Origin of the sequence: Burkholderia sp. BCC1638, from assembly GCF_902833195.1 — a bacterium.
Lineage (GTDB): Bacteria > Pseudomonadota > Gammaproteobacteria > Burkholderiales > Burkholderiaceae > Burkholderia > Burkholderia diffusa.
On the sequence record NZ_CADFEC010000012.1, the window covers coordinates 96,325 to 109,701 of the forward strand.

Sequence of the window (13,377 nt, forward strand, 5' to 3'; positions counted from 1 at the left end):
TCCAGCACTAGGGACCGGATAAAATTGCGCAGGTCTAGTACCGGCGAGGAGATGCGGAAGTAAAATTCCGCCCATAAATAAAGCGAACACAAATGCTTTTTAGTTCACCAATATTTTTATTTGCGTTTTTGCCAATATTTTTCACGTCCTTTTATTTGGCAAAGGGAGTGTGGCGGGACGTCATTGTTCTTGCGGCAAGCGTTTTTTTCTATGCCTGGGGCGCTCCTTTATTTGTAATGTTGGTTTTGGCGTCGGCAGCGTTTGATTACTGGTTGGGTGGAATAGTTTGGCGGAAAAGGAGCAGATTGGCTGTCTCAGTGGGGGTGGCTTCGAATTTGGCGATACTTTTCTATTTCAAATACACAAATTTCTTCATCGACAATATAAATGATGTTTTTTTGTCGAGCTTCGGATTGAAGATTGCGCATTTGAACATAATTTTGCCAATCGGCGTTTCGTTTATTGTGTTCGAGAAAATAACGTATCTCGTTGACCTTAAGCGAAATATAACCAAGCCCGCCGAAACTCTATCGAAGTACATTACGTACGTATTTCTATTTCCGAAAATATTGGCCGGCCCTATTATAAAATATCACGATATTCAGGAGCAGCTTTCGGGGCGCACGGTGTCATTTGACGACTTTGCTGCTGGCGCATTGCGATTCATGTTTGGCCTGTCCAAAAAGATACTCATCGCAGATACATGTGGGGAGATGGTGGATCGTGTATTTGGCGATGTGCCGCATATAAGCTCGTCCGGGGCGTGGGTCGGCGCCCTTTGCTTTACCGTACAGATATACTTCGACTTCTCGGCATACTCGGATATGGCGATCGGCCTTGCTCGGATGATGGGGTTTAGGTTGATGGAGAACTTTAACTCCCCTTATATATCCCGCAGCTTCACTGAGTTCTGGCGACGATGGCATATTTCGCTGTCAACTTGGATACGCGAGTATCTATATATTCCTCTGGGCGGTAATAGGGGTGGCGTATGGCGAACAAATTTCAATTTGTGGATATGTTTTGTGTTGTCCGGGCTTTGGCATGGCAGCACATGGAATTTTGTTATCTGGGGTGCCTATAATGGGTGCTTTTTGATATTCGATAAATATTTTTGGTTGAAAAATCAGACCAGGCTAGCGCCCTGGCTGCAGGCAGGATTGACGTTGTTTTTTGTGATATTTGGTTGGGTGATATTTAGGTCGCCGACTGTTGGTGTGGCGCTGGAAATGATAAAGAAGATGATTATTTTCCGTGCCGATGGAATAACGCCGTTTGTTGATAACGGAGTTAAATGTGCATTGATTTTGGGGCTGGCTGGCTCTCTTTTCACATGGAAATCTACAAACTCGATGCTCGAAAAGATCGGAGTTGATCGCGCCCTGGCTTTGTCGGCGGGTTCAATAGTGCTGTTGGCTATGGCGGCATTCTCTATTGGCAAGGCGGTGACCGTGTCTTTTCAGCCTTTCCTATATTTCCGATTCTGAGCATGAAGCGAACACCATTTATTGCTAAAGCAGTGACCATGGCGTTTGGCATTGCACTGTGTATGCCAATTGCTATATTGGCTGCGAAGGGAGTGGCAAACGTCAACCCAGCTGCGTATGATTTGCCATTGAAAGGTATGCAGCAAGCGGAAAAAATCGAGCCGCTGACATTGCGGACATGGATTTCTGGTGATTTCGAGGATTTTGCATCTAGACACTTCAGTGATCGACTTCCGCTACGGGGCTGGATGATTTCGGCATCCAATGAAATACTGTTTCGTGTATTTAGGAAGTCTTATATGGGGGATGGCTCGATCGTCATAGGAAAGCAAGGTATGCTTTTCGAAAAGACGTATACTGCAGCGTATTGCAGCCCAAGGCATACCGATGCGGAGATAGATGGTTGGGCCAGAGATATTAAAGCCTTGCAGGAAAGGGTGGCCATTGAAGGCAGGACATTCGTATACTTGATAACACCTTCGAAGGTTTCGTACTTCCCGGAAATGTTGCCTGATGGATATCCGTGTGATTTGAGAAATTCTCGATCCGACTACCGGCGTCTGGTGGGTGATTTGGCTGAGCATGGAGTTAACTTTGTTGATACCAGTGCGGCCATGGTTGCAAGCAAGGGGAATTACAATGTGGATATGTTCTCTAACGGCGGAACGCATTGGAATCTTCTCGGTGCAGCTATCGGAACAAATTTATTGTTGAATAAGATACGGGCCGTAGGCGGGCCAGATTATTCGACGCTTTCATATTCGTGGAAGGTTGAGAATGCCCCGAATGGAACAGATACCGATCTGTTTGATCTCCTGAATAGAGGGTTGGTGGCGCCCAATTATGCTGTTCCTCATTTAGATGTTCGGGCAGAATCATCTACTGCTTCGCAGTCGAAGCAGATTGTGTTCGTGGGAGGGAGTTTCGTTGGGCAGGTTATCGAGCTTTTATATGGGACGCAAGCGGCGAAGGATATAGATTATTTTTATTATTTTAAATTGAATCACCAAGTGGCACAGGCGGGGCACCCCATCGTGGATAAGGCGGTGAATGTCAATGATCGTGATACGTATAAGACAATATTCACGTCACCGGTCATCGTTTTCGAAGAGAATGAGGCGAATCTGATTTCAAATCATGGGAAATTGCTGATGGAAAAATTTGGGGTCATCTAAATCGGTCTGCAAGGTTCATCGCACACGGCGCCACCTGAGTGCTGTAGTGGCCGTCCGCGTGCCGGTTGAGCAGTTTCCCTGCGCGGTGCCGTTGATCTCTGTGCTGCATCGAGGGCGGGGATGTATCGCCCGCCGAAGGTAATCGCAGATGCACAGAATGCGATCGTCGACAGACGCGGGTCATCATCTGCGGTCGAGGGGGCGGGCGATCTTGTTGGACGTATTTAGGGAGGCAATCGAGCAGGGGAAAGCGGAGGTCGGAAAGAGCCCGATCGAATCGATCTTCGTGCTCGATGTGACCATCACCCGTTCGCGCTTGACGCTTGACGATTACATGCGAATCCACGAGGAAGCACGCAAGGGTCCTGCGGAACGATGGGGCGCGAACGCGACGATGCTCGCGCTTGTGAGTGGTTAGCGCCGGCAAGATATCTGGAAGACGGAACAGCCAGATTCAGATCGGGTTCCTTCCGATCCAACAATCGACGGGACGAGAGGGCGTGCAGGCATCTCGAAGCCGAGCGTTCAGCCACCAATGTCATACATTAGCACGGGGTTCGCAGTATTGCGCGATGCGGTGGAAGTCGAGGTTTCGGAAGGCAAGCCACTTTTGACCCTCCATGAGATCCGGTCGCTGCAGCATGCCTCTATACCGAGCAGTGTGAGGCGGAATTCGCACAAGCACTGTCACAGTCTGCCAAGATGCCTGCGTTGTATCGAGACAGTTGAGGGCGCGAGCGGACTGAGATCAATATCTGCGGTCGCTGATTTTGGATAGGTTTTGGAGAAACTCGGCGACCACCACCTCTTGAAATTGCCTCGAATCTTATTTGGCGTCGCTCCACAGCTTGCCGGCCGTCGCCCAGTTTTCCTTCTTCACGTCGGCGAGAATGATGTCGACCGAGCCCGGGTCGCAACCGAGCGTCTCGCACGTGACGCGCGTGATCGCTTCGACGAACGCGCGCTTCTGCTCGACCGTGCGGCCTTCGAACAACTGGATATTGAAAGTCGGCATGACTGAATGCTCCGATGGTTGGGGGTGAACGATTCGTCGGGAGAGTGGCGATTGCGCCGTCAGTCGCGATACGACGGATCGATCCGGTCGAGGCGGCGCAGCAGCGCCGGCCATTCCAGTTCGCCCTCGATCGCGCCGCCGTCGCGCAACTGCTCGGCCGTGCGGTCCGCGACGGCCGGCTCGGGCAGCACGAGCGGCCCGCCGCCTGCCTGCGCGCGTATCTGGATGTCGCAGGCCTTGATCAGCGTATCCATCAATACATACGCCTCGGCAACGGTCCGGCCGACCGTCAGCGTGCCGTGGTTGCACAACAGCATCGCGGATTTCGCGCCGAGGCTGGCGGTCAGCCGCGCGCCTTCGGCCGGCGAGAACGCGAGCGCCTCGTAGTCGTGATACCCGAGATCGCCGTGAAACCGCAGCGCGTGCTGCGACGCGGGCAGCAGCCCGTCGCGCTGGATCGACACGGCGATGCCGGCCGTATTGTGCAGGTGCATCACGCAGACGGCGTCCGGCCGCGCGGCATGCACGGCCGCGTGGAGCGCGAAGCCGGTCACGTTGACCGCGTGTTCGCCGTCGCCGATCCGGTTGCCGGCCAGGTCGATCTTCACGAGATTCGAAGCGCGGACCTCGTCGAACGTGAGGCCGAACGGGTTGATCAGGAAATGCCCGGGCTCGCCCGGCACCGTCGCGGACAGATGCGTGTAGATCAGGTCGTCCCAGCCGTTCAGCGCGACGAGGCGATACGCGGCGGCGAGATCGACGCGCAGCCGGCGTTCGGCGTCCGAGATCGGGCCGCCGGGCTTCACGGTGTCAGGACGGTGTGCGAATGACGACATCGGGTTCTCCGAGGGTGAAGCGGCGCGTGACGAGCACTGTGATCCATGACGCGAGTGCGAACGGGGCCGTGAACGCGGGGAGGCCCGCGCGCGTCGCAAGCCACTGGAGCAGCGCCGCGAGTGCGGCGGCCGCGAAAGCCGCGCGCGGGCCGCGCGGCATCAGCGCAAGCGCGGCGAGCGCGCCGTTGAAGCCGAGCAGGCCGTCGGCGAACGACGTGCCGTTCGCGCCGGACGCGACCAGCAGCACCGTCGACACGATCGCGCCGCCGAGCGCAAAGGCGGCCGCGCGACGCGACGCGACGGCGAGGCCGGCGACGATCAGCATGCCTGCCCACGGGCCTTGCGCGAAGGTGGTCTGTGCGATGCCCGAAAGCAGCGCATCGGGGAGGGAAGGCAGCGTAAGAGGTGCACCTGCCGTCGCGTCGCCCGCATGCTGCGGCGCGACAAATGGTAGCCACAGCGCGGTGATGACGAGGCACGGGCTCGAATATGGGCACTGACGCCAGCGGGCGAGCGGCACGCGCATCGCGCGCTGCACGAGCGCCGCGCCGATCGAGACCACCGGCACCAGCGCGATGGCGGCAAGCGAAGACGGGGCGAACAGCACGGCGATCAGCGCGGCGAGCGCGCCGTTGAAGCCGTGAAGCCCCTGTTCGACGTCGCGGCGCTCCGTGCCCGTGAGCACGGCGGTCATGCTGGCGGCGGCCGAGCCGACCAGCGCCGCGGACGCAAGCCGCAAGTCGGTCAGCGCCAGCGCGGCGAGCAGCAGGGCTCCGGTGACTGCATTCGCCTGCAGGACGATCTGCCCGATGCCGCGCAGCAGGGTGCGCAGGTCGATCGACGGCGAGGCAGGGCGGGCGGTAGGCATGGCGGCGGTGGAGCAGGATGAGCCGCGAGCATAGGACACAATCCCGTGCACCGGAATAGGGAATTCTGGATAGTCAGGATTTGTGGCGGATGCCCCGAATTGGGGAATGGCGATGTTCGGGGGCTGCCGCATTGGCGTTTTCGGGCGAATTGCGGTTTCGGAAGTGAGTTCGGGCAATGGCCGGTTCTTTTGGCCCAGGTACGCGTCGTGGTTCACTTCTTCGATCGGGATTCGTGCGACGATCCCCTGCATCGGACCAACCGGGAGGCGAAGGAATGCGCGAGGTGCGTTGGGCGTCGCTCGAGGGCGACGGAGTCGAACATCTGACGTTCGACCGGAGTGGCGGCGGCATCGTCGTCGAAAGCGCGGTGGTCGGCCAGCGGTACGGCTGCGCATACGGGCTCGCGTATCGTGTCGAGTGCGATCCGCACTGGCGCGTGACGTACGCGGTGCTCAAGGTGATGGGCGGCGGCACGCTGGAGCTGCACGGGGACGGCGCCGGGCACTGGCGCGACGGGTCAGGCCGTGCGCTGCCTGAACTGGACGGCTGCGTCGACATCGACATCGCGGCGACGCCGTTCACGAACTCGCTGCCGATCGGCCGCCTTGGTCTTGCGCGCGGCGAGCGGCGGCCGATCGACGTCGCATACGTCTCGACGCCGGACCTGAAGGTGACGCCGGTCAAGCAGGCGTATACGTGCATCGAGCCTGGCCGGCGCTACCGCTACGAAGGCATTTTCCGGAACTTCACGGCGGAGATGGACATCGACGCCGATGGGCTCGTGATCGATTACGAAACGCTGTTCAAGCGCCTGCCCGCGCTGACGGGGCGTTGAACCGTGGCGTTCGCGACCGCCGGCCTTTCATGCGCCGCCGCGAACCGGTCGATCCGCGCCGCGATCAACTCCGGATTGCGCATGACGATCCAGTGCGCGCCGTCGATTTCCTCGCGTACGTGCTCGCCGAGCCAGCGATCGAGATCGATCGACATTTCGGGCGTCACGTAGCGGTCCCGCACCGGCACGAGGATCTGCACCGGCGCCTGCGCATACCGCTCGCGCGGCTTTCTCGCCCGCGCGAGGAAGTTCGCGCGGTAAAGCTGCAACCCGTTCAGCGCGTTCTTCAACTGCGCGGGGTCGCGCTCCGGCCGCACGCGCTCGGTCAGCTGCAGCCAGCGCGGCCACAGCGCGGCGCCGCCGAGGCGCCACACCAGCGACGGCACGACCGGCAGGTGGAAGAACGCGATGTACCACGACTTCAGGCTTTGCCGGAGCCGCATTTTCGCGCGGAACACGTGGTCGAGGCACGGGCCGGAGATCGACGTGTACGACGCGATCCGGCCGCGGAACGCGGGATCGGTCACGGCCTCCCAGCACTGGATCGACCCCCAGTCGTGACCGACCAGATGGAACGGCCGGTTGCCGCAGGTCGCGTCGGCCACCGCCTTCAGGTCTTCCGCGAGCCGCGCAAGTGTGTAGTCCGCGCGGCGGCGCGGCGCATCGGACGCGCCGGCGCCCCGCACGTCGTACGCGATCACGCGATAGCGCTTCGCGAGCCGCGCGCGGACCGATGCCCACACGGTCGCCGAATCGGGATAACCGTGCACGAGGATCAGCGGCGGCGCGCGCCGCGGTCCGCTGACGTAGACGGCGAGTTTCACGTCGCCGGAGCGGACGGTCAGCATCTCGTGTGCGCGCGCCATGACGTCATGCCTGCGGAACCGGATGCAGCGGCACGCGGCGCGGGGCGGCCTGCGCGGCATGGCGCGCGTTGGTCGCGTCGATGTTCGCGAGCAGCGTGTCGAGCCCCTGCAGGTACTGATGGTTGTCGTGGTCCCATGGATGGAAGCCCGGGCGGAAGTAGTCGAGCCATTCGCGCGCGATGCTCGGGAACACGCCGGTCCTCGGGCTGTACAGATACTTCACGAGGCGCCACATGCCGCCGAATCTGCCGTGTTCGCGACGGTGCGCGCGCATCAGGCGAACGTGGAAGTCGAACACGATCGTCCAGAACAATACCGTCGTCGTCAGCATCGTGCCCGTGCGCAGCAGGTAGCTGCCGAGGCCAGGCTTCATCACGGCGTTCCATACGTCATACGACACCGCCTTGTGCTCGGTTTCCTCCATCGCGTGCCACATCCACATCTGCTGATAGCCTTCGACCGATCCGTCAATCCGGTGTTCGTGGCCCGACAGCAGCTGGTTCGCGAGGATCGCCGTGTAGTGCTCGAGCGCGATCGTGATCGCGAGCTGCATCGAATGCGGCAGCGTCTTCTTGAAGAAGCCGAGGATCGTCCACAGCCGCTTGTCGAGCTTGTGCGCGGGCAGGCCGGACGACTGCAGCAGGTCGTTGTAATCGATGTGCTCGCGCGTGTGCATCGCTTCCTGGCCGATGAAGCCGAGCACCTGCTTCTTCAGCTCCGGATCCTCGATGCGGTCGCGGTAATTGCGCACCGAATCCATGAAGAAGCGCTCGCCGGCCGGGAACAGCAGCGACAGCGCGTTCATGAAGTGCGTGACGGGCACGCCCTGGACGTGCCAGTCCTTCGCGCGTTCGGGCGGCAGCGCGAAACGGATGTCGCGCCGTACCGGCATCATGTTCGGGGTCGTCATGATTGTTCTCCTCCCTGATTGCCTGCATTGTTGTAGGTGGCGTGAAGCGGCGCGGCCGCCGGCGCGCCGTAGCGGGCAGCCGCGCGGCGGGCCTTCGCGGCCTCGCGGCGCGTCGCGAGCACGACGAGCGCCTGGTACGCGGCCGGCAGGGTGCGCGCCATCCAGTCCGCGGCTTTCGCGTCGCGGCCGATCAGCACGCGGCGCTTGTTCTTGCGCACGCCGGCGAGGATCGTGCGCGCGGCGTCGTCGGCGGTCGTGATGAAGAACTTCTCGAAGCTGTCCTTGCCTTGCTGCTCGCTCTCAACGATGAAGCCGACCATGTTCTTCGCGACGCGGCTCGATTGCGCGATGTTGGTGCGGATGCCGCCCGGATGCACGCAGGTGGCCGACACGCCGCACTTCATCATGTCGAGTTCCTGCCGCAGCGATTCGGTGAAGCCGCGCACCGCGAACTTGGTCGCGTTGTAGCCGCTCATCCCCGGCTGCGCGAAGATCCCGAAGATGCTCGACGTGTTGATCACGTGACCGTCGCCCGATGCCTTCAGGTGCGGCAGGAACGCCTTCGTGCCGTGCACGACGCCCCAGAAGTTGATGTTCACGATCCACTCGAGATCGCCGTATTCCATGCCTTCGATCGTGCTCGACAGCGCGACGCCCGCGTTGTTGAAGATCAGGTTGACCTTGCCGTGTTCCTGCGCGGTGTCGTCGGCCCACGCGAACATCGCGTCGCGGTCGCCGACGTCGAGCACGTGCGTCGACACGCGCACGTTTGGCGCGATCGCGCGGACGATCCGTTCGGTTTCGGCGAGGCCGACGCCGTTCTTGTCGGCGAGCGACACGTGGCAGCCGGCCTGCGCGAGTTGCACGGCGAGCGAGCGGCCCATGCCCGAGCCCGCGCCCGTGATCGCGGCGACCTTGTTGGCGAAATCTCTCATGTCGGTGGCTCCTTGTCTGACTCAGGCCGCTTCGGCGGAAGCGGAAGCGGCAGGCGCGACGGCGGGCCGCGCGCTCGTGTCGTGGTGCGGCGCGCGATACGCGTGGTAATCGGCGATCGAGAAGTGCGCGGTCGCCTGGCGGAAGCGCCAGGTGAAGCCCGGCCACAGCGTCGTGTTCTTGCCGGTGCGCGGATCGAGGTACCAGCTCTTGCAGCCGCCCGTCGACCAGATCGCCTTCTTCAGCTTGCCCTGCAGGTCGCTGTTGAACTGCGCTTCGACGAGCGGGCGCACCTCGATCGCATCCGCGCGTTCGCGGTGCATCGCGTTCAGCGCGCCGAGGATGTATTCGATCTGCGACTCGATCATGAACACCATCGAGTTGTGGCCGAGGCCGGTGTTCGGGCCGACGATCATGAAGAAGTTCGGGTAGCCCGGCAGCGTCGTGCCGAGATACGCGTGCGCGCCGTCGCGCCAGGCGTCGACGATGTCGAGGCCGCCGCGGCCGATGATCGCGCCGCGCGGAAACGGATCGGCGACCTGGAAGCCCGTACCGTAGATCAGGCAGTCGACTTCATGGCGGCGGCCGTCGGTCGTCACGACCGCGTCAGCTTCGATATGGTCGATGCCGGTCGTGATCACGTCGACGTTCTTGCGCGACAGTGCCGGGTAGTAGTCGTTCGAGATCAGCACGCGCTTGCAGCCGAGCGTGTAGTTCGGCGTGACGGTCTTGCGCAGTTCCGGATCGGGAATCTGCTTGCGGATATGGCGCAGCGCGAGCTTCTGCACGTTCTTCATCAGCGACGGATGGATTGCGAAGCCGAGCACGCGCGATTCGAGCATCCAGTAGATGCTGCTGCGCACCGCCTTCTGCGTGAACGGCAGCGTGCGGAACAGCCATTTCTCGAAGCCGGTCAGGTTGCGGTCGGGCTTCGGCATGATCCACGGCGGCGTGCGCTGGAACAGCGCGAGTTCCTTCACGCGCGGTGCGATCTGCGGCACGAACTGGATCGCGCTCGCGCCGGTGCCGATCACCGCGACGCGCTTGCCTTCGAGCGCGTAGTCGTGATCCCACTGCTGCGAATGGAACGCGCGCCCCTTGAAGTTCTCGACACCGGGAATCGCCGGCAGCGCGGCGCGCGACAGCCCGCCCATCCCCGACACCAGCACGCGTGCCGACAGCCGCTTGCCGTTCGCGAACGTGAGGCGCCAGCGTTGCGCGGCCTCGTCGTATTCGGCGCGCTGCAGCTCGTGGTTCAGGCGCAGGTGCGGGCCGACGCCGAAGCGCTGCACGCAGTCTTCCAGGTAGGCGCGGATCTCCGGCTGCGGCGCGAACATGCGCGTCCAGCGCGGGTTCGGCGCGAACGAGAACGAGTAGACGTGCGATTGCACGTCGCAGGCACACCCGGGGTAATGGTTGTCACGCCATGTGCCGCCGACCGACGCCGCCTTCTCGAGCACGACGAAGTCGGTCACGCCTGTCTGCCGCAGGCGAATGGCCATCCCGAGACCGGCGAAGCCGGTGCCGATGATGGCGATGTCGGTGGTTTCGTCCGGGCTGTCGTGGCCGGGCGGGCCGAAAGGCAACGTGCGAGCATTCATCCGGGTGTCTCCGATTTGGCTCATTTTCGAATGTTACATTGTTTGATGTAACGATAGTGGGTGAACCCGGAAACCGCAAGAGGCTAGAAGCGGCGCTCTAAGGGCCGGAAACCATGTGGGAAAAGGCTCAGCGGGGTTTGGAACGGAGCGGTTTCCGCATTGCGGAATGTGTGGAAACGGCCGTCGGCAGGGCGGGAGAGGCGGGAGACGAGGCCGCCGACGCACGGCGGCCTGTTTGAAACACTATCGGAGACGGAACGGGCGGGCGGCCGTCTCATGGAAAACCCCGGCGACGATCGTGACCTGCGCGAGCGCATAGAGGCCCCAGATCAGGTAGTCGATGCCGGGAAAGCCGCCGAGGAAGCGCCCGACGCCGATCAGCGTGTCGGAGCCCACGAAGATCAGGCTGCCGACGGCGATCAGCGGGCCGTGCGTGCGGGCCGCGAGCGCGAAGCTCGCCATCGCGCACAGCACGAGCATATAGACGGCGACCGGCGCGAGCAGCTCGCCCAGGTGCGGAAGAAATGCCGCGTAGAACGTCGGCGCGGCGATCCACAGCCCGATCAGCGCGAGGATGCGCCAGCCGTGCGGCCGCGCGCGCCAGTGCACGAAGATCGCGCAATAACACAGATGCGTGAGCAGGAACGCGCCGAGGCCGAGGACGAACGACAGCGGCCAGTCGGGCAGCGCGAGCAGCACGTCGCCGAGCACGGCCGTGGCGAGCGCCGCGCACAGCCACGCACGTTCGCGCGGTGCCGCGCAGGTGCTGCCGGCTGCCAGCAGCAGGATGCCCATCGCGGCTTTCGCGACGGCCTGGCCGGGATAGGGCGCGGCGGCGAGCGACAGGCCGTACAGCAGCGCGGCGGCGACCGCGAGCGGCCAGAGCCGGCGATAGGTGGCGGGAAGCATGGCGATCAAGGCGGGTGTCTCCGGATTGTTGTTGTCCGCGGCGGACGGCGCGCCGGCGTGGGCGCGGCTGCAGGCCATTATCCGGAAGAACGGGCGGGTAAAAACCGGCGAATCCTTCTAGGCGCGGCATGGCGACGGTGCGACGGTGCGGCGATGAGGCGGTGCCGGTTCGGGGCATGCGGCGGCGGCGCACCTGCCGCCGCGCCGGTTGTTCCGATGCGTTTGCCCCGGTCGAACCGGGGCAACGCCGAGATTTCGGCTTGCTATCATCGCCGCGTATCGACGTTGTCCCGCCCGGCCGCGCTACAGGGTTCGCAGGCCGGCGCGACGGCCGCGCCCGACGAGCGCATGCCGCCGCGTTTTCAATGAATCCGTGCCGGGTCCCGCCAGCGCACCCGATGCAGTGGCTGGGCCCGGTCTTCATGATCAACAGGTTCGACATGACCGAACTGCTCCACGGCGACGGCGCGATCCGTCGCACGACGCCATACGGCTCCTCGATCGAAAACACCTATGCGGGCGTACTGTCGTTCATGCGCCGCAACTATTCGCGCGTGCTCGACGGCGTTGACGTCGCGATTTCCGGCGTGCCGCTCGACCTCGCGACGACCTATCGCTCGGGCGCGCGGCTCGGGCCGGCCGCGATCCGCGCGGCGAGCGTGCAGCTCGCGGAGCTCCATCCGTATCCGTGGGGCTTCAATCCGTTCGACGATCTCGCGGCCGTCGATTACGGCGATTGCTGGTTCGACGCGCACAACCCGCTGTCGATCAAGCCGGCGATCGTCGAGCATGCGCGCACGATCCTGCGCTCGGGCGCGAAGATGCTGACGCTTGGCGGCGATCACTACATCACGTATCCGCTACTGGTCGCGCACGCGGAGCGCTACGGCAAGCCGTTGTCGTTGATCCACTTCGATGCGCACTGCGATACGTGGGCCGACGACGAGCCGGACAGCCTCAATCACGGCACGATGTTCTACAAGGCGGTGAAGGAAGGGCTGATCGATCCGGCGACGTCGGTGCAGGTCGGCATCCGCACGTGGAACGACGATTTCCTCGGGATCGAGCGGCTCGATGCCGTATGGGTGCACGAGCATGGCCCGCGCGCGGCGGTGGAGCGGATCGTCGACATCGTCGGCGCGCGGCCCGCGTACCTGACGTTCGATATCGACTGTCTCGATCCGGCGTTCGCGCCCGGCACGGGGACGCCGGTCGCGGGCGGGTTGTCGTCCGCGCAGGCGCTCGCGATCGTGCGCGCGCTCGGTGCGGTGAATCTGGTCGGCGCGGATGTCGTCGAGGTTGCGCCTGCTTACGATCACGCGGACATCACCGCAATCGCCGCTGCGCATGTCGCGTGTGATTTGCTGTGTCTGTGGCGGCAGAAGAAGGTGGCGGGGCGTTGAAGCGGGGAAGGTCGGTGGGCACGGCGATGCAATGCAGAAGGCCGGCGGGCAGCCGGCCTTCTTTCATGGGTTGCGCGCAACTGCGGCGGATTAATGGCGGTGGGTGGAATGCTTGTCGCGCATGTCCCGTGGAGGGTGCTTCCCGATTTACATGGCGTTGCCATTAACCCCGTGTGTCGACCCAGTTGCGTGCCCAGCGTGCCGAGTGTTGCAGCGCCTGTTTTTCGCTCGGGAAGTAATCGAGTGAATAGAATTGGTAGCGGCCTTCGCCGTACGAACTATCCGTGCGTTCGAGCAGCAGGTTGGATGAAAAGCTACCGTCGGGCAAGCGATGCGCCGAAGGTTGGACGGCATAGCCGTTGTACTGTTGAATTCGTTTGTTTTGCATTTTAATTTTAATGATGTTCGAGTGCGCGCGTGCCGTGCGAAATGTGCACCGATTCGAAGCCATTGCGAGCTGAATCTAAAGCAATCGGAAAGCGCAAAAAAGGCGTTGCTGCCGGAGGGGAGAGTGAAGTGCAACGAGGCATGTGGCGCG

The 13,377-nt window shown here is 62.3% G+C and carries 14 protein-coding genes; 5 read left to right on the top strand and 9 right to left on the bottom strand.

Annotated elements, in window-relative coordinates; genetic code table 11:
* Positions 1–167: 167 nt before the first annotated feature.
* Both HWX22_RS16495 and HWX22_RS16500 read left to right on the top strand, forming a co-directional pair.
* Positions 168–1,487, top strand: coding sequence for an MBOAT family protein (locus HWX22_RS16495; RefSeq protein WP_208456625.1), 1,320 nt, complete (start codon positions 168–170; stop codon positions 1,485–1,487).
* A 2-nt stretch (positions 1,488–1,489) separates the two neighbouring features.
* Positions 1,490–2,662: a hypothetical protein gene (locus HWX22_RS16500; protein WP_175916021.1), complete on the top strand. Its 1,173-nt coding sequence runs from the start codon at positions 1,490–1,492 to the stop codon at positions 2,660–2,662.
* Between the two features lie 826 nt (positions 2,663–3,488).
* Here the strand turns inward: HWX22_RS16500 and HWX22_RS16505 are convergent.
* Genes HWX22_RS16505 through HWX22_RS16515 form a run of 3 tightly spaced genes read right to left on the bottom strand, consistent with a single transcriptional unit; the run spans position 3,489 to position 5,381 of the window.
* Positions 3,489–3,677, bottom strand: coding sequence for a 4-oxalocrotonate tautomerase (locus tag HWX22_RS16505; protein WP_059819317.1), 189 nt, complete (start codon positions 3,675–3,677; stop codon positions 3,489–3,491).
* A 59-nt stretch (positions 3,678–3,736) separates the two neighbouring features.
* Positions 3,737–4,513 carry a class II aldolase/adducin family protein gene (locus HWX22_RS16510; RefSeq protein WP_175916022.1) on the bottom strand — a complete coding sequence of 259 codons (777 nt, stop codon included), beginning with the start codon at positions 4,511–4,513 and terminating at the stop codon, positions 3,737–3,739.
* Positions 4,488–5,381 (bottom strand): urea transporter, encoded by an 894-nt coding sequence (locus HWX22_RS16515; RefSeq protein WP_175916023.1) that lies wholly within the window; start codon positions 5,379–5,381, stop codon positions 4,488–4,490. Before HWX22_RS16515 ends, HWX22_RS16510 begins: the two co-directional genes overlap by 26 nt.
* Before the next feature lie 275 nt (positions 5,382–5,656).
* Between HWX22_RS16515 and HWX22_RS16520 the strand changes: the two genes are divergently transcribed.
* The gene (locus HWX22_RS16520) at positions 5,657–6,217 is read left to right on the top strand and encodes a putative glycolipid-binding domain-containing protein (RefSeq protein ID WP_175916024.1); all 561 of its coding nucleotides are present in this window, start codon (positions 5,657–5,659) and stop codon (positions 6,215–6,217) included.
* Here HWX22_RS16520 and HWX22_RS16525 read toward each other — a convergent pair.
* The 5 genes from HWX22_RS16525 to HWX22_RS16545 all read right to left on the bottom strand — a co-directional run bounded on the left by HWX22_RS16525 (position 6,172) and on the right by HWX22_RS16545 (position 11,445).
* Positions 6,172–7,083, bottom strand: coding sequence for an alpha/beta fold hydrolase (locus tag HWX22_RS16525; RefSeq protein ID WP_175916025.1), 912 nt, complete (start codon positions 7,081–7,083; stop codon positions 6,172–6,174). The two genes, HWX22_RS16520 and HWX22_RS16525, sit on opposite strands and share 46 nt — an antisense overlap.
* A 4-nt stretch (positions 7,084–7,087) precedes the next feature.
* On the bottom strand, positions 7,088–7,993 hold the full coding sequence (locus tag HWX22_RS16530; RefSeq protein WP_175916026.1) for a metal-dependent hydrolase: 906 nt from the start codon (positions 7,991–7,993) through the stop codon (positions 7,088–7,090).
* Positions 7,990–8,928, bottom strand: a complete 939-nt coding sequence (locus tag HWX22_RS16535) for an SDR family NAD(P)-dependent oxidoreductase (protein ID WP_175909455.1) — start codon at positions 8,926–8,928, stop codon at positions 7,990–7,992. The genes HWX22_RS16530 and HWX22_RS16535 overlap by 4 nt, the downstream gene beginning before the upstream one ends.
* Positions 8,929–8,949: 21 nt before the next feature.
* The gene (locus HWX22_RS16540) at positions 8,950–10,527 is read right to left on the bottom strand and encodes an NAD(P)/FAD-dependent oxidoreductase (RefSeq protein WP_175916027.1); all 1,578 of its coding nucleotides are present in this window, start codon (positions 10,525–10,527) and stop codon (positions 8,950–8,952) included.
* A 243-nt stretch (positions 10,528–10,770) separates the two neighbouring features.
* Positions 10,771–11,445 carry a lysoplasmalogenase gene (locus HWX22_RS16545; RefSeq protein ID WP_175916028.1) on the bottom strand — a complete coding sequence of 225 codons (675 nt, stop codon included), beginning with the start codon at positions 11,443–11,445 and terminating at the stop codon, positions 10,771–10,773.
* Here HWX22_RS16545 and HWX22_RS32255 point away from each other — a divergent pair.
* Positions 11,435–11,557, top strand: a complete 123-nt coding sequence (locus HWX22_RS32255; protein WP_257792235.1) for a hypothetical protein — start codon at positions 11,435–11,437, stop codon at positions 11,555–11,557. The two genes, HWX22_RS16545 and HWX22_RS32255, sit on opposite strands and share 11 nt — an antisense overlap.
* Positions 11,558–11,876: 319 nt before the next feature.
* Positions 11,877–12,839, top strand: coding sequence for an agmatinase (gene speB / locus HWX22_RS16550; protein ID WP_175916029.1), 963 nt, complete (start codon positions 11,877–11,879; stop codon positions 12,837–12,839).
* Between the two features lie 163 nt (positions 12,840–13,002).
* Here speB and HWX22_RS16555 read toward each other — a convergent pair whose 3' ends face one another.
* Positions 13,003–13,227, bottom strand: coding sequence for a hypothetical protein (locus HWX22_RS16555; RefSeq protein ID WP_059819310.1), 225 nt, complete (start codon positions 13,225–13,227; stop codon positions 13,003–13,005).
* Between the last annotated feature and the right edge of the window lie 150 nt (positions 13,228–13,377).